Here is a 21,885-nt window from a genome sequence, read left to right as displayed (position 1 = left end):
CCGCGCTTGCGGGGGTGCCGCTGCGCCCACCCGTGCCGCCCCTAGCGGCACGACTGCCCGCAGCTACGCGGGCTACAAGGCGACCCACGCCACGCGGGCAGCGCGCCGCAGGCTAGGCGCGCTGCCCCCTGCGCTCCACCATCAGCCGCGACCCGGTGAGCCGTTCGCCGAACACATCGTCCGGGTTGGACAGGACGCACCCGTCCAGCGAGAGGCAGCCGCAGCCGATGCAGTCGGTCAGGTGGTCGCGGAGCCGGTTGAGCTGGCTGATGCGTTCGTCGAGTTCGGAACGCCAGGCCTCGGAGAGCCGGGCCCAGTCCTCCCGGGTGGGAGTGCGTTCCTCGGGGAGCTCGGCGAGCGCCTCCCGGATGGTGGCCAGGGGGATGCCGACGCGCTGTGCGGCACGCACGAAGGCGACCCGGCGCAGCGTGTCGCGGTGGTAGCGGCGCTGGTTGCCCGCGGTCCGGCGGCTGCTGATCAGGCCCTTGGACTCGTAGAAGTGCAGGGCGGAGACGGCGGCGCCGCTGCGCGCGGCGAGCTGGCCGACCGTGAGCTCGTGGATCTTCTCTGGAATCTGGGGCACCCCTCGCACCCTACCCATCCGTACCCGGCCGCTGTCCGTTGACATTGGTTTCCCGGGCGACCATGCTAAGCAGTTGCTTAGACATAGTGTTCAGGACATGAGCGAGGCATGGGAGGCCGGGACATGGCAGAGCCGAGGATCTTCACGTCCGCCGACGAGCTGAAGGCGGCCGTGGGCGAGCAGCTGGGGTACACCGACTGGCTGGAGATCGACCAGAAGCGGATCGATCTCTTCGCGGAGGCCACCGGCGACCACCAGTGGATCCACGTCGATCCGGAGAAGGCCGCGGCCGGGCCCTTCGGGACGACGATCGCGCACGGCTATCTCACCCTGTCGCTGCTGCCGCTCTTCGGCCCTCAGCTGATCAGCGTCGAGGGCGTGAAGATGGGCGTCAACTACGGCACCAACAAGGTCCGTTTCCCCGCCCCCGTGCCGGTCGGCTCGCGTCTGCGCGCCACCGCGAGGATCAGCAGCGTCGAGGACGTGCCGGGCGGCATCCAGCTGGCCGTCGCCTACACCGTGGAGCGCGAGGGCGGGGACAAGCCGGTCTGCGTGGCCGAGTCGGTGGCCCGCTTCTACGTCTGAGCAGTGGCCCGGCGGGCTACTTGACCCCCACCATGCGCAGCACGAGGTCGGCGTCGAGCGCGCCGACCTCGTCGGGCGTCCAGGGCCCGTCGACGTTGAACCAGCGGGCGACGTCGATGCAGAGCGACATGACGGCGAGGGTGGTGCCCTTGACGTCCAGCACGTCGAACTCGCCGGAGGCGATGCCGTCCTCGATGATCCCGCGCACCTCGGCGTCGCACTGCCGGCGCAGCGCGAGGATCTCCTGGCGGGCGTCCGGACCGAGCGAGTCCAGCTCGTACTGCACGACCCGGGCGGTGGTACGGCCGCCCGCGTGCCAGCGGACGAAGGAGCTCACCGCGTCGGCGAGCCGCTCGGTCGCGGTGCCCTCGCGCCGGGCCGCCGTCCGCAGGATCTCCAGGGCCTTCTCGTGACCGATCCGGCTGATCCGGTGGAGCAGCTCCTCCTTGGTCTTGTAGTGGATGTAGAGCGCGGCGGGACTCATGCCCGCGCGGCCCGCGATGTCACGGGTCGTCGTGGCGTGGTATCCGCGCTCGGCGAAGGCCTCCACCGCGGCGATCAGCAGCCGTCGGGCCGCGTCGGGCGTGACCTCGCCCCACGCGGACGTCTCGCCACCGGCCGTCTCCTCCGCCGTACTCATCGCTCATTACCCCTCTCACCGACAGAGCCCCACCATACCGCCGAAGGTGAGCGAGCGCTTAGAACAGCCGCTCAGAGCTTCTCGAAGCGGCTCAGAGCTTCTCGAAGGGGTGGTACGCGCGCTCCGCCGCCTCCTGCCGGTCCCGGATCACCTTGGCGAGGGTGAAGGCGGAGGTGACGAGGTACAGGACCGCGATGGCGAGGAACGCCCGCACCCAGGCGTCGGCGTTCAGCCGGAAGATGCCGATGGCGGTCGCGGCCATGGCGATCGCGAAGGAGGCGACGGCCTGGCCGTAGAAGGCGGCGGTGTTCTGCTGCTTGCCGGATGTGTCACTCATGGGGACAAGCGTCGGCGGATGTGGCCGGTACCACATCCGCCGGGATACTCAGCTCAGGTACTCAGAACGCCGAAACCCCCGTCAGGGCACGCCCGATGAGCAGTTTCTGGATCTGGCTCGTGCCCTCGTAGAGGGTCATCACGCGGGCGTCGCGCAGCAGCTTGCCCGCCGGGTACTCGTCGATGTAGCCGTAGCCGCCGAAGACCTGGAGGGCGTTGTTGGCGGCGCGGACGGCGGCCTCCGAGGCGAAGAGCTTGGCCTTGGAGGACTCGACGGCGAAGGGCTGCCCGCGGTCGATCAGGTCCGCGACCCGCCAGGTCAGCAGCCGGGCCGCGTCCACGTCGACGGCGATGTCGCTGATCAGCTCCTGTACGAGCTGGTGATGGGCGATCGGCTTCCCGAACTGCTCGCGCTCGCCCGCGTACGTCACCGCCGCGTCCAGCGCGGCCTGGGCGATGCCCACACAGCCCGCCGCGACCGACATCCGCCCCTTGGCCAGGGCCGACATGGCGACCGAGAAGCCCTCGCCCTCCTCCCCCAGCAGCGCGGAGGCGGGTACGCGGACGTCCTCCAGGACCAGCTCGGCCGTCGCCTGGCCGCGCAGGCCCAGCTTGCCGTGGATGGTGCGGCGGGTGAGGCCGGGGGTGTCGGCCGGCACCAGGAAGGCGGAGACGCCCTTGTGGCCGGGCGCGTCCGTGGAGCGGGCGAACAGCAGCACCACATCGGCCCAGGTGCCGTTCGTGATGAACATCTTGGTGCCGTTGATGACGTAGTCCTCACCGTCGCGCACCGCGCGCGTGGCGAGGTTCCCCGCGTCGGAGCCGGTGCCCGGTTCGGTGAGGCCGAAGCAGCCGACGTGCTCGCCCGAGGTGAGCCCCGGCAGCCACCGCCGCTTCTGGTCCTCGCTCCCCCAGGCGGCGATCGTCTTGGCGACCAGCCCGAGCGAGACGGACACGATGCCGCGCACGGAGGAGTCGCCGCGCCCGAGTTCCTCCGTGACCAGGCAGTACGCGAGGTGGTCGCCGCCCGAGCCGCCGTACTCCTCGTCGACGGTCAGACCGAGGAAGCCGACCTCGCCCAGCTTCTTCACGAGGGACCGGTCGACCTCCTCCGCGCGGTCCCAGGCGATGACGTTCGGGGCGATCTCGCGGTCCACGAAGTCCCTGGCGAGCCGCCGGACGGCTTCCTGCTCGTCACTGAGCTCCAGATTCATGACCGGTCACCCCACTCGAGATCCTGCACCTTTAAATTAGCACTGCTAGTTTCGGTTGTGCAGCCCTACTATGTGCGCCATGGCCCGACCGCGCAAGCCCTTGCTCAGCACCGACCGCATCGTCGAGACGGCCCGTGCGCTGGTGGACGCGGAGGGCCTCGCGGCCGTCTCCACGCGTCGGCTCGCCGCGGAGCTGGGGGTGAGCGGGCCCTCGCTCTACAACCACTTCCGCACCAAGGACGAGATCCTGGAGGCGGTCGCCGACTCGGTGAGCGCGCAGGTCGACCTGTCGATGTTCGAGGACGGCCGCGAGTGGCGCACCGCGCTGCACGACTGGGCCGTCTCCTACCGGGCCGCACTGCGCGACCACCCCCACATCGTCCCGGTGCTCGCCACGGGCCCGGGCCGCCGTCCGGCCGGACTGCGCCTCGCGGACGCCGTCTACGGGGCGATGGTCGAGGCGGGCTGGCCGCCGGCGCAGGCCACCTCCATCGGCGCGCTGATGCGGTACTTCATCATGGGCTCCGCGCTCGGCTCCTTCGCCGGGGGTTTCGTGGACGACCAGAGCGCGTACGACCCCGCCGACTATCCGCACCTCGGACAGGCCCATCTGCTCGCCGAGCAGCAGGAGAAGATCGACGAGCGGGCCTTCGAGACGGGTCTCACGGCCCTCCTCGACGGTCTGGTGCAGCAGTACGAGCAGGTGAAGCGGGCCGTCTAGCGACAGTTCGGCGACCGCCGAAGTGTCCGTGTCCCATGCTGGGATGCATGACCACCAGGGAACCCCGGGCACCGCGGCTGGCCCGGCTCGCCGGGCTGATCGCCGACGAGACGCGGGCCACATGTCTGCTGGCGCTGCTGGACGGGCGGGCGTGGACCGCGAGTGAGCTGGCGCGGCATGCGGGCGTCGCCGCGTCGACGCTGAGCGAGCACCTGGGCAAGCTGGCCGCGGGCGGCCTGCTCGCCGAGGAACGACAGGGCCGGCATCGGTATGTGCGGCTCGCCGATGCGGGGGTTGCGCAGCTGGTGGAGGATCTCGCCGCGCACGCGGGGGCGGGGGATGCCGTACGGCCGCGGGGGCTTCGGGAGTCGAGTGCCGGGTCGGCGATGGCGCGGGGGCGGACGTGTTACGACCATCTGGCGGGGCGGCTGGGGACTGCGGTGACGGATGCGTTGTCGCTGCGCGGGCTGTTGCGTCAGGACACGGGGTTTGCCCTGACGGACGCGGGGGTTCGGTGGTTCGACACCATCGGTCTCTCCCTCGACCGCCGGGGGCGGCGGCCGTTGGCCCGGGCGTGTCTTGACTGGACCGAGCGGCGGCCGCATTTGGCGGGGGTCGCGGGGGCGGCCTTCTGCCGGCATGCGCTGGACTCCGGGTGGTGTGTGCGGATCGGGTCCGAGCGGGCCGTGACGGTGACTCCGTCGGGTTTGCAGGCACTGCACGAACTGCTGGGCATCAGCGCCGATTCGCTGCGCTGAGGTGCGCCTCTGCGGGTGCGTCGTGGCTGGTCGCGCCCACGCGGCGGAGCCGCACATCGATACAGCCCCGCGCCCCTGACAGGGCGCTCCAGTGCCCGTCTGAAATCCGCGAGCCCCAGCCGCACTTCCCTTCTAGCCTCAGGAGCATGATGAACTCCCGTCGTACCAACCTGCTCGCCCCCGCTGCCGCCGCCGTCACCGTAGTGCTGTGGGCCTCCGCCTTTGTGTCGATCCGGAGTGCGGGGGACGCCTACTCACCTGGAGCGTTGGCGCTCGGGCGGTTGTCAGCCGGGGCATTGGCGCTGGGAGTCATCTGTCTGGTTCGGCGTGAGGGACTGCCGCCGCGGACCGCCTGGCGGGGGATCGCGATATCCGGAGCCTTGTGGTTCGGGTTCTACATGGTCGTTCTGAACTGGGGCGAGCAGCAGGTCGACGCCGGTACGGCCGCGCTCGTGGTGAACATCGGGCCCCTCCTCATCGCCCTGCTCGGGACGCGGCTGCTCGGGGATCCGATGCCGCCGCGGCTGCTGGCGGGGATGGCGGTGTCGTTCGCGGGGGCGGTGGCGGTCGGGCTGTCGATGTCGGGGGGCGGCGGGTCGTCGGTGCTCGGGGTGGTGCTGTGTCTGCTTGCGGCGGTCGGCTACGCGGGTGGAGTCGTCGCGCAGAAGCCCGCTCTGGCGAAGGCCAGTGCGCTGCAGGTGACGACGTTCGGATGTCTCATCGGAGCGGTGGGATGTCTGCCGTTCGCCGGGCAGCTGGTGAGCGAGGCGGCCGACGCGCCGGTGTCGTCGACGCTCAACATGGTGTACCTGGGCGTGTTCCCGACCGCGCTCGCCTTCACCACCTGGGCCTACGCGCTGGCTCGTACGACCGCCAGCCGGATGGGGGCGACCACGTACGCGGTGCCCGCGCTGGTCGTCATGATGTCGTGGCTGGCGCTCGGCGAGGTGCCGGGGCTGCTCACACTCGGCGGCGGGGTGCTGTGCCTGGCGGGCGTCGCGGTCTCGCGGTCGCGGCCGCGGGCGGCAGCCGTGCGGGCTGTGGCGCCGGAGAGCGCTCCGGCGCCACAGCCCGAGGGCGCCTCGGAATCAGCTTGACCGCACCCTGCCCGCAAGGACCTTGATGGACAGCAGGGCGATCACGGACAGGGCGATGATGTAGCCGGACACCGCCATCGAGGTGCCCGTCGCCTCCAGCAGCAGCACCATGACGAAGGGCGCGAGACCGCCGCCGAGCACGGCCGCGATCTGGTAGCCGAGGGAGGCGCCCGTGTAGCGCATCTCGGGCGTGAACAGCTCGGCGAACAGGGCGGCCTGGGGGCCGTACATGATGCTGAGGAAACAGCCGACGACGAAGGTGGCGACCGCCAGCCACAGCAGTGAGCCGGTGTCGATCAGCAGGAACATCGGGACCGCCCACAGGGCGATGCCGACCGCGCCGAACGCATAGATCCGGATGCGGCCCATGCGGTCGGAGAGGGCCGCGGCGGCCGGAATCAGGACGAGCTGGGTGAGGCTGACGCAGAGGGAGACGGTGAGCACCGCCTCGCGCTTCATGCCGAGGTCGCGGGTCGTGTAGTCGAGGACGCCGGTGATCAGGATGTAGAAGGTCGCGGTGTTCACGGCGAAGGAGCCTCCGGCCAGGAGGACCGTGCCGAGGTGGCCGCGGAGGACCGTGCGCAGGGGCGAGGTCTGTTCTGCTTTCTCCTTCTCCGCCAGCTCCTGTTCGGCCTGGCGGAATTCGGGGGTCTCCTCGACGTGCCGGTGGATGTACCAGGCGAGCGCGAGCACGAGCAGGCCGACCAGGAACGGCAGTCGCCAGCCCCAGGCCGCGAACGCCGAGTCGGTGGTGAACGCTCCGGCGAGCAGGAAGACCGTGTTGGCGGTCACCACGCCGATCGGGACGCCCAGCTGGACGACGCTGCCGTAGACGCCGCGCTTGCCCTCGGGGGCGTACTCCGTGGCCAGCAGCATCGCGCCGCCCCACTGCGCGCCGACCGCGACTCCCTGCACGACGCGGAGCAGGACCAGCAGGATCGGGGCGGCGACGCCGATCGTGTCGTAGGTGGGCAGCAGGCCGATGCCGGTGGTCGCCACGCCCATGAGGGTCAGGGCGAGGACGAGCATCGGCTTGCGGCCGCGTTTGTCGCCGAGCTGGCCTGCGACGATGCCGCCCAGCGGGCGGGCCAGGAAACCGACGGCGAAGGTGGCGAAGGCGGCGAGGACTCCGGCGGTGGGGCTGCCCGCCGGGAAGTACAGGTCGCCGAGGACGAGCGCGGCGGCTATGCCGAAGACGAAGTAGTCGTACCACTCGACTGCGGAGGCGAGGGCGGCCGCCGTGGCTACGCGGCGGCGGTTGACCGTGGGGAGGGCGGTCGAGGTGGGAGCGGGGTGAGCGGAGGGGGCCATGTCCATGCGTGCACACTCCGGTGGGTGCGGTGGGGACGTTGGCGGCGAACATACTGACCGGACGGTATGGGGTCAACGGGTGTGCACGATGGTTGTACGGAGCATCCGCGGCCCCGGATGCTCCGTACAACTTGGTTCAGAACACCACCAGCGCCCGCCCGCCCTTGCCCGCCAGCATGTTCTCGAAGGCGGCGGGGATGCCGTCGAGGCCGATCCGTTCCGTCACGAGTGCGCCCAGGTCCAGGCGGCCCGCCCGTACGTGTTCGGCCAGTACGGGGAGGTCCCTCGCCGGGTCCGAGTTGCCGTACACGCAGCCCGCCAGGGTCCTGCCCCAGTGGAAGATCTCCAGGGCGTTGAAGGTGACCTGCTGGTCCTTGCCGCCGATGCCGACGACCGTCGTGCGGCCGCCGCGGCGGGTGGAGTCCCAGGCCGTGCGGATCGTGGACGCGCGGCCCACGCATTCGATCGCCACGTCGACGCCTTGTTTGCCGGTCAGTCCGCGGATCTCGCGGGCCGTCGTGTCGGAGGCGATGACGTAGTCCGTGGCGCCCGCGCCGCGCGCCAGCTCCTCCTTCTCCGGGGAGACGTCGACGGCGACGATGCGTGCGGCGCCCGCGATCCGGGCCGCCTGGAGCGCGGCCAGGCCCACTCCCCCGACGCCGTACACCGCCACCGTCTCGCCCTCCCGGACCTGCGCCGAGTGGTGGACGGCGCCGTAGCCGGTGAGCACCGCGCAGCCCAGGAGGGCCGCGTCCGTGAGGGGGATCCCCTCCGGCAGGGGCAGGACACAGCCCGCGGAGACGACCGTCTCCTCGGCGAAGGCGGCCACGTTCAGGCCGGGGTGGAGGTCGGAGCCGTCGGAGGAACGGTGGGCGTACACGTCCGCGGCGCCGTTCAGGGCGTTGGCGCACAGCCACACCTCGCCGAGCGTGCAGGCGTGGCAACTGCCGCAGGAGGGCGCCCAGTTGAGGACGACCTGGTCGCCCGGTGAGACGTGTGCGACGCCCTCGCCGACGGCGAGGACGGTGCCCGCGCCCTCGTGGCCGAGGACGGCGGGGACCGGCACCCGCATGGTGCCGTCGGACAGGGACAGGTCGGAGTGGCACACCCCGGCGGCGGCGAGGCGGACGCGGACCTGACCGGGGCCGGGGTCGGGGAGGTCGATGCCGGCGATCTCCAGGGGGGCGCCCACGGCGGGAAGGACTGCTGCGCGAACCATGGCTACGCTCCTCAGAACTGCAGGGACTTGGTCTGGAGGTACTCGGCGAGGCCGTGCGTGCCGAGTTCGCGGCCGACGCCCGACTGCTTGTAACCGCCAAAGGGGGCAAGGGGGTTGAAGCGGCCGCCGTTGATGTCGACCTGTCCGGTGTCCATCCGGCGTGCGAAGGCGACCGCCTCTGCCTCCTCGCCCGCCCAGACGGCGCCCGCGAGGCCGTAGACCGTGCCGTTGGCGATGCGCAGGGCGTCCTCCTCGTCCTCGTAGCGGAGGAGGGAGAGGACCGGGCCGAAGATCTCCTCCTGGGCGATGGTCATCTCGGGGGTGACGTCGGCGAAGACCGTCGGGGAGACGAAGTAGCCCTGCTCGCACGGGGGTTCGGCGCCTCCCGCGACCAGCCGCGCGCCCTCCGCCACACCCTTCTCGATGTAACCGCGCACCCGGGTCTGCTGCTTGGCGCTGACCACCGGTCCGATGCGGTCGCCGTACTTGGCTGCGGCGGTGGCCGCGAGCCCCACCGCCTCCTCGTACTGGTCCCGGTGGACGAGCATGCGGGTCCAGGCGCTGCACGTCTGGCCGGAGTTGGACATGACGTTGGCGACGCCGACGTTGACCGCCTTGGCGAGGTCGGCGCTCGGCAGGATGACGTTGGCGGACTTGCCGCCCAGCTCCAGGGCGACCTTCTTGATCGCGGCGCCCGCCGTCGCGCCGATCTGCCGGCCGACGGCGGTGGAGCCGGTGAAGGAGACCAGGTCGACGCCCGGGTGCTCGGCGAGGGCCTGGCCCGCGACCGGGCCGCGGCCGGTGACCAGGTTGAAGACGCCCGCGGGAACGCCCGCCTCGTGGACCGCCTCGGCGAAGAGCTGGGCGGTGAGCGGGGTGTCCTCGGCGGGCTTCAGGACCGCCGTGCAGCCCGCCGCGAGGGCCGGGGCGACCTTGGCGACGATCTGGTGCAGGGGATAGTTCCAGGGCGTGATCGCGCCGACCACGCCGACCGGCTCCAGGTAGACGGTCGAGTTCCCGGCCTTCTCCTCGAAGGCGTACGTCGCCGCCAGTTCGGCGTAGGAGCCCGCGACCGCGATCGGCACGGCCGCGTGCACGTTCTGCGAGAACGGCAGGGGCGAGCCGAGCTCGGCGGTGACCGTCTCGGCGATCTCGTCCTTGCGGGCGACGAGGACGTCCCTCAGGGCGGACAGCCGGGCGGCCCGCTCGGCGGGCGGGGTCGCGGCCCAGGCGGGGAAGGCGGCGCGGGCGGCGCGTACGGCGGCGTCCACGTCCGCTGCCGTCCCCGCGGGGACCCGCCCGATCACCTGCTCGTCGACGGGATTCACGACATCGATCACGTCCTGACCTGCGGCGGGCTGCCAAGCGCCGTCGATGTACAGGCCGTCGTGTGCCTTCATGGTGCTCCTCCGGGGCGGGGTGCGTGGTCCGCGTCAAAACCTACCGACAGGCACATAAACTAGCGACGTTAGTTTTCAGCCGCCAGACGGACACCGCCCTAAAGGGGCGCGGGGCTGTATCGATATGCGGCTCCGCCGCGTGGGCGCGACCAGCCACAACGGCGCCGCAGATTCCGAACAACCGAACCCGGCACCCCCTACGGAGCCTCAGTTCTCCAAATCCGGCAACCGCGCCGGAGCCGGACAAATCCGCTCCCCATGCTGGTCGAAGACAAACAGATGGGCGATGTCGACGAGCAGCGGCACCTGCATCCCGTGCCGCAACTCGATGTCGGGGGTGGTGCGCACCACCAGGTCGCCCGGAAGCCGCGCTTCGGTGGCGGGGTCGGCCGCGTCGCCGTCCCCCGGCTCGTCCATGACCACCACAGGCCCGACCCGGAGGGCCCCCGCCCGGTCCCGCAGACGCTCCAGCACGGTCGACCCGCCCTCCCGCCGGCGGCGCCGGGACGGGCGGGAGCCGGGACGCGGTGCCTCCAGGTCCGGCACGACGGCGGGCTTGGAGCCGGTGTTGAAGTGCACGAGGATCTCGTGGCCCTGGAACTCCACGTGCTCCACCAGGCCGGTGATCGGCACCTCACCGGGGCGGGCGGAGGAGTGCCTGGCGATGCGGACGGCCTCCGAGCGCAGCCCGACGATCACCTCCCGGCCCTGCTGCACCCGCAGCAACTGGTGGTCCAGGGAAAGAGGTTCGGGCAGCCGCAGATACTGCTTGCCGAGGCTGATGGTCATCGCGCCGTCCAGCGGGGCGCGGACCAGGCCGCGCAGCAGGTTGATGCGCGGGGTGCCGATGAAGGCGGCGACGAAGACGTTGCGGGGCAGGGCGTAGACCGTGCGCGGGGTGTCCAGCTGCTGGAGCACCCCGCCGCGCAGTACGGCGACCCGGTCGCCCAGCGACATGGCCTCGGCCTGGTCGTGGGTGACGTAGACCGTGGTGACGCCCAGCTCCCGGGTGAGCTTGGAGATCTCGGCCCGCAGGTGGTTGCGGAGCTTGGCGTCGAGGTTGGACAGCGGCTCGTCCATCAGGAAGGCCGAGGGGTGGCGGGCGATGGCGCGGCCCATGGCGACGCGCTGGCGCTCGCCGCCGGAGAGCTGGCTGGGGAAGCGGTCGAGGAGGTCCTCGATGCCGAGCATCCGGGCGGTGGCGTCCACACGCGGGCGCGGGTCCTCGCCGGGGTTCTCGACGCGCAGCGGGAAGCCGATGTTGCCGCGGCTCGTCATGTTCGGATAGAGGGCGAAGTTCTGGAACACCATCGCCATGTTCCGCTCGGACGGGAGGAGTTCGTTGGAGTGCTCGCCGTCCAGCAGCAGCCGGCCCTCCGTGATCTCCTCCAGCCCGGCGATCATGCGCAGCACGGTGGACTTGCCGCAGCCGGACGGCCCGAGCAGCACGAGGAATTCGCCGGGGCGGATGTCCAGCGACAGCCGGTCCACCACGCGAACGCCTCGCGTGTAGGTCTTGCTCACGTCGTGCAGAGAGATGGCGCGTGTCATGGCACTGCCCCCGAGGGCGTACTGAGCGAGTCCTGAGGCTCCGCGGTCGAACGGCCCGTACGGGTCGCACGGGCTGTGAGTCACGGAAGTTAACGGACCGTACGCGCCGGAGGGAAGACACCTGACGGAATCCGGTCCTTCGTTCCGCCCAGTGAGAAAAAGGGCGGGGCGGTGCGGAGGGGGCGTCCCGGGTCAGCGGGTCGCCGTCAGATGGGCGAACACGACGACGTTGCTGCTGTAGCCGGTCCTGCGCGTGAACAGGCCGCCGCAGGTCAGCACCCGCAGCTCGGGGCGTGAACTCGGGCCGTACACCTCCTTGTCGGGGAAGTGGTCCTTGTCGAAGACCCGTACGCGGTCCACGGTGTAGACGGCGATGCGGCGGTCGGCGCGCCGGACCTCGATCCGTCCTCCGGGGTGCACCTGTGCGAGGGCGGCGAAGACCGCGGCGCCGGTCCTCGTGTCGCGATGGCCGACGGCGACGGCGGTGCCGGTCTCGCCCGGTGCGGGCCCGTCCTGGTACCAGCCGACGAGCCTGGGTCTGTCGAGCGGTGGGGTCTCCAGCTGGCGGTCGGCGCCGACCCGCACCCCGACGACCGGCGCGTCGATGCCCAGGGACGGTACGCGCAGGGCGGTCGCCGGTGACCGGGGCAGTGGCCGGGGCGGTGGGGCGGGTCGTGCGGGCGCGGCCGGCTCGGAGGCCCGGGGACGCCCGTCGGCGGGACCCGGGACCGGTTCGGCCGGCGCCTCGGCGGGCGGCGGGGCCCCGGCCCGGACGGACTCGGTCGGGTGGTGGTGATGCCCCCCGTACCGGAAGACCGTCACCAGGGCGGCCACGATCATGGCCGTCCTGGTGAGGCGGTAGGCGCGGGTCCGGTGCCAGGGCCTGCGGCGCCTGCGCCGGGGACCTGGCCGGCGGACCGTGCCGGCGCCGTGGGGTCTGGCACGCACTCCCCCGGCGGGGGGCGCCGGACAGGTCCTACTCGGCACCGTGGGAGCGGCGGCGCAGCAGCGTCCGGACGTACACGGCCGCACCGACGGCGACCAGCCCGACGCCTCCGGCCGCGCCCAGCGGGGTGTACGCCTGCATGGTGTCGACGAGGCCGCCGCCGCCCGCGTGGACGCCGCCCTTCGGCCCGTGGTCCTCGATCGTGTGACTCGGGCCCGCCTGCCCCCGGTCGTGCCTGCCGTGACAGTCGACGCTGAAGATCTTTTGCTTGGGCGGGACGGGTGTCGTGGGCGGCGTGGTCGGCGGCACGATCCACTGGAGTGTGTACTTGCCGTCGGCCAGCCCGAGAATGTCGGTGTGACCGGCCCCGCCGGCCAGGGAGATCGTGCCGCTCACGGTGGCCGCGGTGGGCAGCGGGGGCTGCGCCGTGATGGTGTAGGAGACGGTCGTCAGGTCGCCGAAGTTCGCGGCGTCGAGATAGAACTTGCAGACCACGGGGTCGTCCTTCGTGACTCCGTAGGGCACTCGCTCACCGTGGATCCTGATGTCGGCACCGTCGCCGGGGGCGGCCACGGCGGCCGTCGTCGCGGACCAGGAGGCGCCGGCAACGGTGAGTACGGTGAAGGCCGCCGCGCCGAGACGGGCACCGGCGGACGGGGGCAGCAAGGTGCGCATGGACGTTCCTCCGAGTCAGACGATTTTCATACAAATCGCTCTTTCATCTGACTCTCTTTCACATCCGCCCGGCGTGTTGCGGCAGCACCACCCGACTCGCCGTCAGATATCCCTCGACCGGCGCAAAGGAGCGTCGGCCGGGCGCCCGCCCGGAGCAGCGCCCGCCACCTGACCGCCGCCCGGAGTGGCCGGCGCGCGCAGGGCACTGCCCGCCGAGAACAACAGCAGGGCCCCGAGCATCACGAAGGGCGCCGCCACACCGGCGACCCCCGCGACCAGACCCGCGGCGGCCGGCGCGGCGACCTGGCCCAGCCGGTTGCCGGTCAGACGCAGGGCGAGGGCCGTGGAGCGGGCGCCGACCGGGGCCGCCTGGACAACGGTCGTCATGGACAGCGGCTGCCCGACGCCGAGGCAGAACCCGAGGGCGGCCAGCACCAGGCCGAGCGCCCACACCGGCATCGGCAGCGCGATCCCGGCGCACAGCACGGCCGCCAGCAGGCAGGTCACGGTGAGCAGCACCGGACGGCCGAGCAGCCGCAGCAGCGGGGTCAGGACGAGCCGGCAGACGATGGTGGCGCCCGCGCGCAGGCTGAGCAGCACCCCGATCACCGAGGGTGCGATGCCCCGCTGTTCGCCGACCACCGGCAGATAGGCGGTGAGGATGTCGGTCGCGGACAGCACGGAGAGGCTGATCAGCATGCCGGCGGGCACGCCCCGGGCCCGCAGGATGCTGCCGACGGGGACCTGACCGCCTTGCCCGGTACGGGACTTGACAGCCGTCCGGTCCTCGATGCGCCACAGCGAGGTGAACGCGACCGCGGCTCCCGCACCGGCCACCCCGAGGGCAAGCGCGCTGGTGCCCACCATGTCCGGGCCGCCGATCAGTGCGCCCGCCGCGATCGGGCCGACCAGCTGACCGAGCGAGACACCGATGGTGAAGTGACCGAAGTTGCGGTCCTGTTCGTGCGGGGCGGACTGGCGGGCGACGAGCGACTGGGCGCCGATCACGAAACAGAGATGGCCGAGGCCCATCACTGCGCTCCACAGCGCCATCGCCCACAGGGAGCCGGCGAGTCCGCTGAGCGCGCAGCCGCCCGCTATCAGGACCACGCCGACCGGCAGCAGGGGTGCGCAGCGGCCGTGGTCGGTGCGGCGGCCCAGCGGTATCGCGGCGAAGAGCGGCAGCAGCGCGTACACACCCGCGATGACGCCGACCGCCCGCTCGTCGGCGCCCAGCGCGAGGGCCCGGTAGGAGACGGCGGGCCGGGCCATGGACACCGCCCCCTGCGTGAAGCCGAAGGCGATGACGAGACGTAGCAGCCAGCCGCGGTTCCTGCCGGGCCCCATGTGCGGATCCTCCTGAATGCCCTTGTCCGGAAGCCGAATCGCCTTGCGCGGACGCTCAGATGATGCCGAAGAGGATCCCTGCCCCGAGGACGACGAGTGAGGTGAGCGCGGCCCACTTGACCACGAACCTGGTGTGGTCGCCGAACTCCACCTTGGCCATGCCGACCAGGACGTACACGGCCGGCACGAGCGGGCTCGACATGTGCAGCGGCTGACCGATGAGCGAGGCGCGGGCGATCTCCAGGGACGAGACGCCGTGGGCCTGTCCGGCCTCGGCGAGCACCGGGAGGATGCCGAAGTAGAAGCCGTCGTTCGACATGAAGTACGTCAGCGGGATGCTGAGGATGCCGGTGACGAAGGCCATGTGCGGGCCCATCCCGTCCGGGATGTTGTCCACCAGCCACTTGGCCATGCTGCCCACCATGCCCGTGCCCTGAAGGACGCCGGTGAAGACGGCGGCGGCGAAGACCATGCCGGAGACGTTGAGGACGTTCTCCGCGTGCGCGCCGAGGCGGGCCTTCTGGTCGGGCATGTGCGGGAAGTTGACGGTGAGCGCCAGGGCCGCACCGAGCAGGAACAGCACCGGGATCGGCAGCCACTCCATGATCATGGCGGTGAGCAGGGCCACCGTGAGCACCGCGTTGAACCAGTACAGCTTGGGGCGCAGGGTGGGCCGGTCGGGGTCGAGGCCCTGGAAGCCGTCGTCCTCGTCCGCGGGGAGGTCCGCGTCGGTGCCGGAGCCGGAGCCGCCGGTGCGCCTGACGTCCTGGCCGTTGCCGGAGCCGGCGCCCACGAGGACCGTCTCGGTCTCCTTCTCCTCGACCAGCACCTCGTCCAGCGTGAGCACACCGAGCCGCTTCCGCTCACGGCGCCCGAGCACGTACGCGAGACCGAAGACGAACAGCAGCCCCATGGCGAGCGCCGGGATCATCGGGACGAAGATGTCGCTCGCGTCCAGCTTCAGCGCGGTCGCGGCGCGGGCGGTCGGGCCGCCCCACGGCAGGGTGTTCATCACGCCGTTGGCCATCGCAGCGACACCGGTCATCACGACCAGGCTCATCCTCAGGCGCTTGTACAGCGGGTACATCGCCGAGACGGTGATCATGAAGGTGGTCGAGCCGTCGCCGTCGAGCGACACGATCGCCGCGAGGACGGCCGTACCGACGACGATCCTGAGCGGGTCGGCCTTGCAGAACTTCAGGATTCCCCGGACGATCGGGTCGAAGAGGCCGACGTCGATCATCACACCGAAGTAGACGATCGCGAACATGAGCATCGCCGCGGTGGGCGCGAGTCCGGTGACGCCGTCGATGACGTAGTCGCCCAGCTTGGCGCCCTTACCGACGAAGACACAGAACAGTGCCGGGATCAGCACGAGCGCCGCGATCGGCGACATCTTCTTCAGCATGATCAGGACCAGGAAGGTCGCGATCATGGCAAAGCCGAGGATGGTCAGCATGAGTGGATACCTAACGTTCGCCCTTGAACATCCCACCGGGCAGGCGGTGCGAGGAACGTTAGGTCCGTTCAAACAGCGTTAACAAGACGTTGATGCGTGAGCAATAAGCGCGAAACTGCAGGTCACGGCTTTGCTCAGGTCACAGGGCTGAGCTTTTCGGACACGGCGGCGATTTCCACCGGCACTCCGTTGAGGACCGCGTTGCCCGACAGCGGGTCGAGCAGGCTGCCGTCGAGGAGCTGGTTGACGTTGACCCCGGGGTCGGTGGCGGCGTGGCTCATCCGGGTGCCGGGCCGGTCGTGGCCCCAGCCGTGCGGCAGGCTCACCACGCCCGGCCGCACCGCGTCCGTGACCTCGGCGGGAGCGGTCACCTCTCCCCCGGCGCCCTTGACCCGTACGGCCGCCCCGTCCCGCACGCCGAGCCGCTCGGCGTCCTCGGGGTGGATGTGCAGGGTGCAGCGGTTCGTGCCGCCGGTGAGGGCCGGGACGTTGTGCATCCAGCTGTTGTTGGAGCGCAGATGCCGGCGGCCGACGAGGACGAGGTCGTCCGGGAGCCGGTCCAGGGCCGCCCGCAGCCGCGGCAGATCGTCCGCGATCGGCTGCGGCAGCAGCTCGACCTTGCCGCTCCTGGTCTTCAGCGGCTGCGGCAGACGCGACCGCAGCGGACCGAGGTCGATGCCGTGCGGATGCGCGAGCAGCCGCTCCAGGCTCAGCCCGTCCGGCCGTGCGCCGAAGCCGTCGCCGTAGGGGCCGAGGCGCAGCATCATGTCGAGCCGCCGCTCGGGGCCGCTCACGCCGGTGAGCTGGGCGGCGAGTTCCTTCGGGTCGCGGCCGTGCACGGGCGACCAGGGCTCCTTGACCGCCTTGCCCAGGGTCTGCCCGATGACCAGCTCGTCGACGGCGGACGGGTCCGCGCCGTGCATGCCGGTGGCGGCCAGGATCAGCCGGGCGAAGATCTCGGTCTCGGGCAGGCGGCCGGGCTCCAGGGGGACGGCGGGGCGGGTGTAGCGGACCTGGTTGCGTACGGCGAGGGTGTTGAAGGCGAAGTCGTGGTGCGGGCTCTGCGAGGGCGGGGGCGGGGGCAGCACGACGGTCGCGTGGCGCGTGGTCTCGTTCAGGTACGGGTCGATGCTGACCATGAAGTCCAGGGAGTCCAGGGCCTTGTCGAGGCGGTCGCCGTCGGGCGCCGAGAGCACGGGGTTGGCGGCGGAGGTGACGAGGGCGCGGATCGGCACGCCCTCCTCGGTCGCGGTGTCGATCTCCTCGGCGAGCGCGGACAGCGGCAACTCGCCCTTCGCCTCGGGGTGCCCGCTCACCCGGGAGTGCCAGCGGGCGAGCGTGAAGCCGTGGCTCGGTCCGGCGGGGCGGGGTGTGCGGTCGGTGGCGGCCTGCGGGAAGAGGGCGCCGCCGGGGCGGTCGAGGTTGCCGGTGAGGACATTGAGGACATCGACGAGCCAGCTGGCCAGGGTGCCGTGCGGGACGGTGCAGCTGCCGATGCGGCCGTACACGGCGGCGGTGGGGGCGGCGGCGAGTTCGCGGGCCAGGGTGCGGATCGTCGGGGCGTCCACGTCGCAGGCGCCGGCGACGGCTTCGGGGCTGAAGTCCTGGACGGCCGCGCGCAGTTCGTCCAGGCCCTGGAGATGCGGGGCCAGCTCCCCGGTGTCGACGAGGTCTTCCTCGAACAGGGCGTACGCCATCGCCGCGAGGAGCAGCGCGTCGGTGCCGGGGCGGATCGCGAGGTGCCGGTCGGCGAGCGCCGCGGTGCGGGTGCGGCGCGGGTCGATGACGGTGAGGTGGCCGCCGCGCGCCTTGAGGGCCTTGAGCTTGCCGGGGAAGTCGGCGGCGGTGCACAGACTCCCGTTGGACTCCAGGGGGTTGGCGCCGATCAGGAGCAGATGGTCGGTGTGGTCCAGGTCCGGCACCGGGATGGCGTTGGCGTCGCCGTAGAGGAGTCCGCTGGAGACGTGCTTGGGCATCTGGTCGACCGTGGACGCGGTGAAGACGCTGCGGGTGCCGAGGCCGGCGAGCAGCACCGGCGGGTAGAGGGCACCGGCCATGGTGTGCACGTTCGGGTTGCCGAGGACGACCCCGACGGCGTTCGGGCCGTAGCGCTCGACGACCGGCCGGATGCCGGCGGCGACCGCGTCGAAGGCCTCCTCCCAGGTGGCCTCGCGCAGCTCGCCGTCCTTGCGCACGAGCGGCGTGCGCAGCCGGTCGGGGTCGCCGTCGACGGCGCCGAAGGAGGCGCCCTTGGGGCAGATGAACCCCTTGCTGAAGACGTCCTCGCGGTCACCGCGGGCGCCGGTGACGCGGGTGCCCTCGATGGTGAGGGTCAGCCCGCAGGTGGCCTCGCACAGGGGGCAGATTCGCAGGGCGGTGCGGGACACGGGTCCTCCCGGTGGCGGCGACGGTGACGCTCGTACTGTGCGGCCGAGCATACCGACCGGTATGCACGAGGGGGAGGCCTCTCCGGGGGTGAGGTCGGAAATCCGCTGGCCCGCGACCGGGCGGGATCTCAGTCCAGCACGCGCGCCAGATAGGCCCGCAGCAGCTCCCGCGCCTCCTCGATGATCTTCTCGTCGCCCTCAGGGGCCACCCGGAAGGCCAGGTGGACCAGGGTGTCGGCGGTCTCCACGGCGATCAGGAAGGTGCGACGCAGGTCGTCGTCCGGCTCCCGGTCGAGGTAACCGGAGAGCAGATCGGTGAGACGGTCGGCGACCCGGGTGTTGGGTTCCGCGCCGCGGGCGCCGACCGGGATCTGGTTGCCGAAGTCCACGAGGGAGAAGCCGGGCGCGGTGCGCTTCATGGCCAGGTACTCGTCGAGGACGGCGTCCATCGCCGAGCGCCAGCCGCCGTCGCCCGCGGATCGCAGCCGCTCGGTGACCTGCTCGGTGAAGCGTTCCAGGTTGCGCTGGGCGAGGGCGTCGGCCATCTGGCGCTTGTTGCCGAAGAAGCGGTAGACCGAGCCGATGGGGACTCCGGCGCGCAGGGCCACGGCCCGGGTGCTCAGGTCGTCGTAGCCGACCTCGTCGAGGAGGTCGGCGCAGGCGTCCAGGATCCGGGTCAGCCGTTCGGCACTGCGTCGCTGCACGGGGGCTCGGCGTAGCGATGTCGCGTGGGGCACAGGCTTCATGATGCCGTTCCGGAGCGCTCCGGTGAACCTCGCCCCCCGCCACGCACATAGGTGCCGGATGCACCCAGTGCCGTCGCCCCCGGAGTGGCACTCGGTGTGCCCGCCGCCTCCGAGACCGTGATGTCGGCCGTGCTCTCCACGGGGCGTCCCTGTACGGCCCATACGGTGCCGTCGTCGGCGTACAGCCGGGCGGTGACGTGGTGCGTGCCGCGCGGCACGAACCTGGCCGGGAGGCGGCAGGTGAGGCCGCGGAGCCGGGTGACGAGCCGGTCGTCGACGAAGACGTACGCGAGACCGCGGCCGGCCGTCGCGCGCGCCTTCGTGCCGCCCTGGGAGAAGCGGAAGTTGTGGACGGTCAGATACACGTCCCAGGCGCTGCCGGAGTCCGGCTGCACCTCGATCCCGACCTCGGGCGCGCCCTTCTTCTTCACTTCACGGTAGTGCCGCCCCTGCTTGTCCGTGTCGTCCAGCAGCTTGCCGACCGGCGAGATCGAATCGCCGTTCTTCCCCTCGTGCGCATCACTGGAGCCGCAGCTCACGGATCCGGTCACCAGCAGGACACAGACCGCGAGCGCGGCTGGAAGACCCCGCGTCCACGACATGCCCGGGAGACTAGAACACCCCTCCGACACTCGGATCCCCCTGGAGTCTGGTTCTCGTTCCTCCCTGATGAGGAGGCCCCTCGACCCCCTTGCGCCCGCGAAACCGCAATCCTACGGTGATACATAGGAATCAGAAGGCAGTCGCAAGGGAGCGATGATGAGCGATGGGGGCACCTCCCGCGCGAGCGGGTTCGAGCGTGGGGGAGCGCGCAAGACGGCCGAGGGGCTGGCCTACCTCTCCGGTTTCGGCAACGAGCACAGCTCCGAGGCCGTGCCCGGCGCCCTGCCCGTGGGCCGCAACGCGCCACAGCGCGCGCCGCTCGGGCTGTACGCGGAACAGCTCAGCGGTACGGCGTTCACCGAGCCGCGGGCCCACAACCGCCGCTCCTGGCTCTACCGCATCCGCCCGTCGGCCGCGCACCCGGCGTTCACACGCACGGACAACGGTGCGATCCGTACGGCCCCGTTCACCGAGTCGGTCCCCGACCCGAACCGGCTGCGCTGGAACCCGCTGCCCGAGCCCCCGGCCGGGACGGACTTCCTGGCCGGACTGTGGACCCTGGGCGGCAACGGCGACGCCACCCAGCGCACCGGCATGGCCGTGCACCTGTACCACGCCAACTCCTCGATGGAGCGCGTCTTCAGCGACGCGGACGGCGAGCTGCTGATCGTCCCGGAGCGCGGCGGGCTGCTGCTGCGCACGGAGTTCGGGCTGCTGCATGTGGAGCCGGGACATGTGGCGCTGATTCCTCGTGGGGTGCGCTTCCGTGTGGAGCTGCTGGATCCCTCAGCCCGCGGTTATGTGTGCGAGAACTACGGCGCCCCCTTCCACCTCCCCGACCTGGGCCCGATCGGCGCCAACGGCCTCGCCAACACCCGCGACTTCCGGGCCCCCGTCGCCGCGTACGAGGACGACGAGGGGCCGGTGGAGGTGGTGAACAAGTTCTGCGGCAACCTCTGGACCGCCGTCTACGACCACTCGCCGCTCGACGTGGTCGCCTGGCACGGCAACCACGTCCCGTACGTCTACGACCTGCGCCGTTTCAACGTCATCGGGAGCATCTCCTACGACCACCCCGACCCGTCGATCTTCACGGTGCTGACCTCGCCCTCCGACACCCCGGGCCTGGCCGGCGTCGACTTCGTCGTCTTCGCGCCGCGCTGGCTGGTGGGCGAGGACACCTTCCGGCCGCCGTACTTCCACCGGAACGTGATGAGCGAGTACATGGGCCTGATCGAGGGCGCCTACGACGCCAAGGCCGAGGGCTTCGTGCCGGGCGGCGGCTCGCTGCACAACATGATGTCGGCGCACGGCCCCGACCGGGAGACCTTCGACCGGGCGAGCGCGGCCGAGCTGAAGCCGCAGAAGGTGGACGACGGGCTGGCGTTCATGTTCGAGACCCGCTGGCCGGTGACGCTCACGCCGCAGGCGGCGGGCGCGGAGCACCTTCAGCAGCGCTACGACGACGTGTGGCAGGGCCTCGAGCGGCATTTCCGCCCATTGCACTGATCGCGTACGACCGGTACGGATAGGCCCGTGACCTCCTTCGCCCCGGACTCGATCGTCCTGAACCGCAAGCTGCCGCTCTGGTACCAGGTGTCGCAGTCCCTGCGCGCCTCGATACTCGGCCGCTCGCCGCAGGATCCGCTGCGGCTGCCCACGGAGGAGCAGCTGGCGGGGCACTACGGGGTGAGCGTGCTGACCATGCGGCAGGCGCTGAAGGAGCTGGAGGACGAGGGCCTGATCACGCGCCACCGCCGCCGGGGCACGTTCATCGAGCCCGACGCCCTGAGGGGTGCCCCGGTCCGGCTGCTCGGCTCGGTGGACGCGATCGTGGCCCAGCAGTCCGGGATGGTGACGGAGCTGCTGGACCACGGCAGCGCGCCCGTGCCGCCCGAACTCGCCGAGTACTTCCCCGAGACCGGCGAGGTGGCCACGTACCACCGGCTGCGCAGCGAAGAGAAGACGGGCGAGCCGACCAACCACGCCCGCAACTACGTCCGTCCCGAACTGGCCGCCCGCTTCGACCCCGCCGACCTGGTGCGCCGGCCGATGACCAAGGTGCTGCGGGACATCGTCCGGGCGGACATCAGCCGTATCACGGACACCGTGGAGGCCCGCCTGGCCGACCCGGAGACGGCCCGCCTGCTCCAAGTCCCGCTGCTCAGCCCGATCCTGCACTACACGGGCGTCACCTACGACGGGGACGGACGCGTCCTGGACGTGGCCGTCATCCACTACCGCGGCGACCGCTTCTCCTTCACGGTGACCCTGGACGCCACATGACATCACCGGCCCCCGCTGCCT

21 protein-coding genes are annotated in these 21,885 nt (G+C 71.5%); 6 read left to right on the top strand and 15 right to left on the bottom strand.

What is annotated here, in order from left to right; genetic code table 11:
• Window positions 1-112: 112 nt before the first annotated feature.
• The gene (gene soxR / locus ACWC1K_RS24315; protein WP_450834189.1) at window positions 113-583 is read right to left on the bottom strand and encodes a redox-sensitive transcriptional activator SoxR; all 471 of its coding nucleotides are present in this window, start codon (window positions 581-583) and stop codon (window positions 113-115) included.
• A 123-nt stretch (window positions 584-706) separates the two neighbouring features.
• On the opposite strand from soxR, the gene ACWC1K_RS24310 reads away from it, so the two are divergent.
• Entirely contained in the window at window positions 707-1,168 is a 462-nt protein-coding gene (locus tag ACWC1K_RS24310; protein ID WP_450751090.1) for a MaoC family dehydratase, read from the top strand.
• 16 nt (window positions 1,169-1,184) lie between these two features.
• On the opposite strand, the gene ACWC1K_RS24305 is transcribed toward ACWC1K_RS24310, so the two are convergent.
• The 3 genes from ACWC1K_RS24305 to ACWC1K_RS24295 all read right to left on the bottom strand — a co-directional run bounded on the left by ACWC1K_RS24305 (window position 1,185) and on the right by ACWC1K_RS24295 (window position 3,358).
• Complete coding sequence (locus ACWC1K_RS24305; protein ID WP_450834188.1) at window positions 1,185-1,808, bottom strand: TetR family transcriptional regulator; 624 nt, start codon at window positions 1,806-1,808, stop codon at window positions 1,185-1,187.
• A 91-nt stretch (window positions 1,809-1,899) separates the two neighbouring features.
• Window positions 1,900-2,145: a YiaA/YiaB family inner membrane protein gene (locus ACWC1K_RS24300; RefSeq protein ID WP_398960051.1), complete on the bottom strand. Its 246-nt coding sequence runs from the start codon at window positions 2,143-2,145 to the stop codon at window positions 1,900-1,902.
• A 61-nt stretch (window positions 2,146-2,206) separates the two neighbouring features.
• Complete coding sequence (locus ACWC1K_RS24295) at window positions 2,207-3,358, bottom strand: acyl-CoA dehydrogenase family protein (RefSeq protein WP_450834187.1); 1,152 nt, start codon at window positions 3,356-3,358, stop codon at window positions 2,207-2,209.
• A 79-nt stretch (window positions 3,359-3,437) separates the two neighbouring features.
• On the opposite strand from ACWC1K_RS24295, the gene ACWC1K_RS24290 reads away from it, so the two are divergent.
• The 3 genes from ACWC1K_RS24290 to ACWC1K_RS24280 all read left to right on the top strand — a co-directional run bounded on the left by ACWC1K_RS24290 (window position 3,438) and on the right by ACWC1K_RS24280 (window position 5,934).
• Complete coding sequence (locus tag ACWC1K_RS24290; RefSeq protein WP_450834185.1) at window positions 3,438-4,079, top strand: TetR/AcrR family transcriptional regulator; 642 nt, start codon at window positions 3,438-3,440, stop codon at window positions 4,077-4,079.
• A 35-nt stretch (window positions 4,080-4,114) separates the two neighbouring features.
• Window positions 4,115-4,837, top strand: a complete 723-nt coding sequence (locus ACWC1K_RS24285) for an ArsR/SmtB family transcription factor (protein WP_450834184.1) — start codon at window positions 4,115-4,117, stop codon at window positions 4,835-4,837.
• Between the two features lie 149 nt (window positions 4,838-4,986).
• Complete coding sequence (locus ACWC1K_RS24280) at window positions 4,987-5,934, top strand: DMT family transporter (RefSeq protein ID WP_450834241.1); 948 nt, start codon at window positions 4,987-4,989, stop codon at window positions 5,932-5,934.
• Here the strand turns inward: ACWC1K_RS24280 and ACWC1K_RS24275 are convergent.
• The 11 genes from ACWC1K_RS24275 to ACWC1K_RS24225 all read right to left on the bottom strand — a co-directional run bounded on the left by ACWC1K_RS24275 (window position 5,926) and on the right by ACWC1K_RS24225 (window position 19,577).
• Window positions 5,926-7,251, bottom strand: a complete 1,326-nt coding sequence (locus tag ACWC1K_RS24275; RefSeq protein ID WP_450834182.1) for an MFS transporter — start codon at window positions 7,249-7,251, stop codon at window positions 5,926-5,928. The genes ACWC1K_RS24280 and ACWC1K_RS24275 overlap by 9 nt on opposite strands.
• 130 nt (window positions 7,252-7,381) lie before the next feature.
• Entirely contained in the window at window positions 7,382-8,464 is a 1,083-nt protein-coding gene (locus ACWC1K_RS24270; protein WP_450834180.1) for a zinc-binding dehydrogenase, read from the bottom strand.
• Window positions 8,465-8,475: 11 nt separating this feature from the next.
• Window positions 8,476-9,864, bottom strand: a complete 1,389-nt coding sequence (locus tag ACWC1K_RS24265; protein ID WP_450834179.1) for an aldehyde dehydrogenase family protein — start codon at window positions 9,862-9,864, stop codon at window positions 8,476-8,478.
• Between the two features lie 207 nt (window positions 9,865-10,071).
• Window positions 10,072-11,415 carry an ABC transporter ATP-binding protein gene (locus ACWC1K_RS24260; RefSeq protein ID WP_450834177.1) on the bottom strand — a complete coding sequence of 448 codons (1,344 nt, stop codon included), beginning with the start codon at window positions 11,413-11,415 and terminating at the stop codon, window positions 10,072-10,074.
• Window positions 11,416-11,607: 192 nt separating this feature from the next.
• On the bottom strand, window positions 11,608-12,255 hold the full coding sequence (locus ACWC1K_RS24255) for a class F sortase (protein ID WP_450834175.1): 648 nt from the start codon (window positions 12,253-12,255) through the stop codon (window positions 11,608-11,610).
• A 136-nt stretch (window positions 12,256-12,391) separates the two neighbouring features.
• On the bottom strand, window positions 12,392-13,036 hold the full coding sequence (locus tag ACWC1K_RS24250) for a hypothetical protein (protein WP_450834173.1): 645 nt from the start codon (window positions 13,034-13,036) through the stop codon (window positions 12,392-12,394).
• A 102-nt stretch (window positions 13,037-13,138) separates the two neighbouring features.
• Window positions 13,139-14,383, bottom strand: coding sequence for an MFS transporter (locus ACWC1K_RS24245; protein WP_450834171.1), 1,245 nt, complete (start codon window positions 14,381-14,383; stop codon window positions 13,139-13,141).
• A 55-nt stretch (window positions 14,384-14,438) separates the two neighbouring features.
• Window positions 14,439-15,842 (bottom strand): CitMHS family transporter, encoded by a 1,404-nt coding sequence (locus ACWC1K_RS24240; protein WP_450834170.1) that lies wholly within the window; start codon window positions 15,840-15,842, stop codon window positions 14,439-14,441.
• 134 nt (window positions 15,843-15,976) lie between these two features.
• A complete protein-coding gene (locus ACWC1K_RS24235; RefSeq protein WP_450834168.1) occupies window positions 15,977-18,229 on the bottom strand; it encodes a molybdopterin oxidoreductase family protein in 2,253 nt (750 codons plus the stop codon).
• Window positions 18,230-18,357: 128 nt separating this feature from the next.
• On the bottom strand, window positions 18,358-18,975 hold the full coding sequence (locus ACWC1K_RS24230) for a TetR family transcriptional regulator (protein ID WP_450834166.1): 618 nt from the start codon (window positions 18,973-18,975) through the stop codon (window positions 18,358-18,360).
• A complete protein-coding gene (locus ACWC1K_RS24225) occupies window positions 18,972-19,577 on the bottom strand; it encodes a hypothetical protein (protein ID WP_450834165.1) in 606 nt (201 codons plus the stop codon). Before ACWC1K_RS24225 ends, ACWC1K_RS24230 begins: the two co-directional genes overlap by 4 nt.
• A gap of 157 nt (window positions 19,578-19,734) precedes the next feature.
• Here ACWC1K_RS24225 and hmgA point away from each other — a divergent pair, with 157 nt between their 5' ends.
• Together hmgA and ACWC1K_RS24215 are read left to right on the top strand one after the other, a co-directional pair.
• Window positions 19,735-21,087: a homogentisate 1,2-dioxygenase gene (gene hmgA / locus ACWC1K_RS24220; protein ID WP_450834163.1), complete on the top strand. Its 1,353-nt coding sequence runs from the start codon at window positions 19,735-19,737 to the stop codon at window positions 21,085-21,087.
• 27 nt (window positions 21,088-21,114) lie between these two features.
• Window positions 21,115-21,864: a GntR family transcriptional regulator gene (locus tag ACWC1K_RS24215; protein WP_450834161.1), complete on the top strand. Its 750-nt coding sequence runs from the start codon at window positions 21,115-21,117 to the stop codon at window positions 21,862-21,864.
• Window positions 21,865-21,885 lie beyond the last annotated feature (21 nt).

Source organism: Streptomyces sp. NPDC001492, assembly GCF_053597275.1.
The sequence above is the reverse complement of the archived record's forward strand: the minus strand, read 5'-3'. Positions and strand labels throughout refer to the sequence as shown.

Bases quoted from the DNA above. Each gene is read 5' to 3' on its own strand.
- ACWC1K_RS24280 (WP_450834241.1), top strand. From the start codon at position 4,987: ATGAACTCCCGTCGTACCAACCTGCTCGCCCCCGCTGCCGCCGCCGTC.
- ACWC1K_RS24290 (WP_450834185.1), top strand. From the start codon at position 3,438: ATGGCCCGACCGCGCAAGCCCTTGCTCAGCACCGACCGCATCGTCGAG.
- ACWC1K_RS24275 (WP_450834182.1), bottom strand. From the start codon at position 7,251: ATGGACATGGCCCCCTCCGCTCACCCCGCTCCCACCTCGACCGCCCTC.
- ACWC1K_RS24310 (WP_450751090.1), top strand. From the start codon at position 707: ATGGCAGAGCCGAGGATCTTCACGTCCGCCGACGAGCTGAAGGCGGCC.
- ACWC1K_RS24255 (WP_450834175.1), bottom strand. From the start codon at position 12,255: ATGATCGTGGCCGCCCTGGTGACGGTCTTCCGGTACGGGGGGCATCAC.
- ACWC1K_RS24265 (WP_450834179.1), bottom strand. From the start codon at position 9,864: ATGAAGGCACACGACGGCCTGTACATCGACGGCGCTTGGCAGCCCGCC.
- ACWC1K_RS24270 (WP_450834180.1), bottom strand. From the start codon at position 8,464: ATGGTTCGCGCAGCAGTCCTTCCCGCCGTGGGCGCCCCCCTGGAGATC.
- ACWC1K_RS24245 (WP_450834171.1), bottom strand. From the start codon at position 14,383: ATGGGGCCCGGCAGGAACCGCGGCTGGCTGCTACGTCTCGTCATCGCC.
- ACWC1K_RS24285 (WP_450834184.1), top strand. From the start codon at position 4,115: ATGCTGGGATGCATGACCACCAGGGAACCCCGGGCACCGCGGCTGGCC.
- ACWC1K_RS24225 (WP_450834165.1), bottom strand. From the start codon at position 19,577: ATGTCGTGGACGCGGGGTCTTCCAGCCGCGCTCGCGGTCTGTGTCCTG.
- ACWC1K_RS24305 (WP_450834188.1), bottom strand. From the start codon at position 1,808: ATGAGTACGGCGGAGGAGACGGCCGGTGGCGAGACGTCCGCGTGGGGC.
- ACWC1K_RS24250 (WP_450834173.1), bottom strand. From the start codon at position 13,036: ATGCGCACCTTGCTGCCCCCGTCCGCCGGTGCCCGTCTCGGCGCGGCG.
- ACWC1K_RS24240 (WP_450834170.1), bottom strand. From the start codon at position 15,842: ATGCTGACCATCCTCGGCTTTGCCATGATCGCGACCTTCCTGGTCCTG.
- ACWC1K_RS24230 (WP_450834166.1), bottom strand. From the start codon at position 18,975: ATGAAGCCTGTGCCCCACGCGACATCGCTACGCCGAGCCCCCGTGCAG.
- ACWC1K_RS24300 (WP_398960051.1), bottom strand. From the start codon at position 2,145: ATGAGTGACACATCCGGCAAGCAGCAGAACACCGCCGCCTTCTACGGC.
- ACWC1K_RS24260 (WP_450834177.1), bottom strand. From the start codon at position 11,415: ATGACACGCGCCATCTCTCTGCACGACGTGAGCAAGACCTACACGCGA.
- hmgA (WP_450834163.1), top strand. From the start codon at position 19,735: ATGAGCGATGGGGGCACCTCCCGCGCGAGCGGGTTCGAGCGTGGGGGA.
- ACWC1K_RS24295 (WP_450834187.1), bottom strand. From the start codon at position 3,358: ATGAATCTGGAGCTCAGTGACGAGCAGGAAGCCGTCCGGCGGCTCGCC.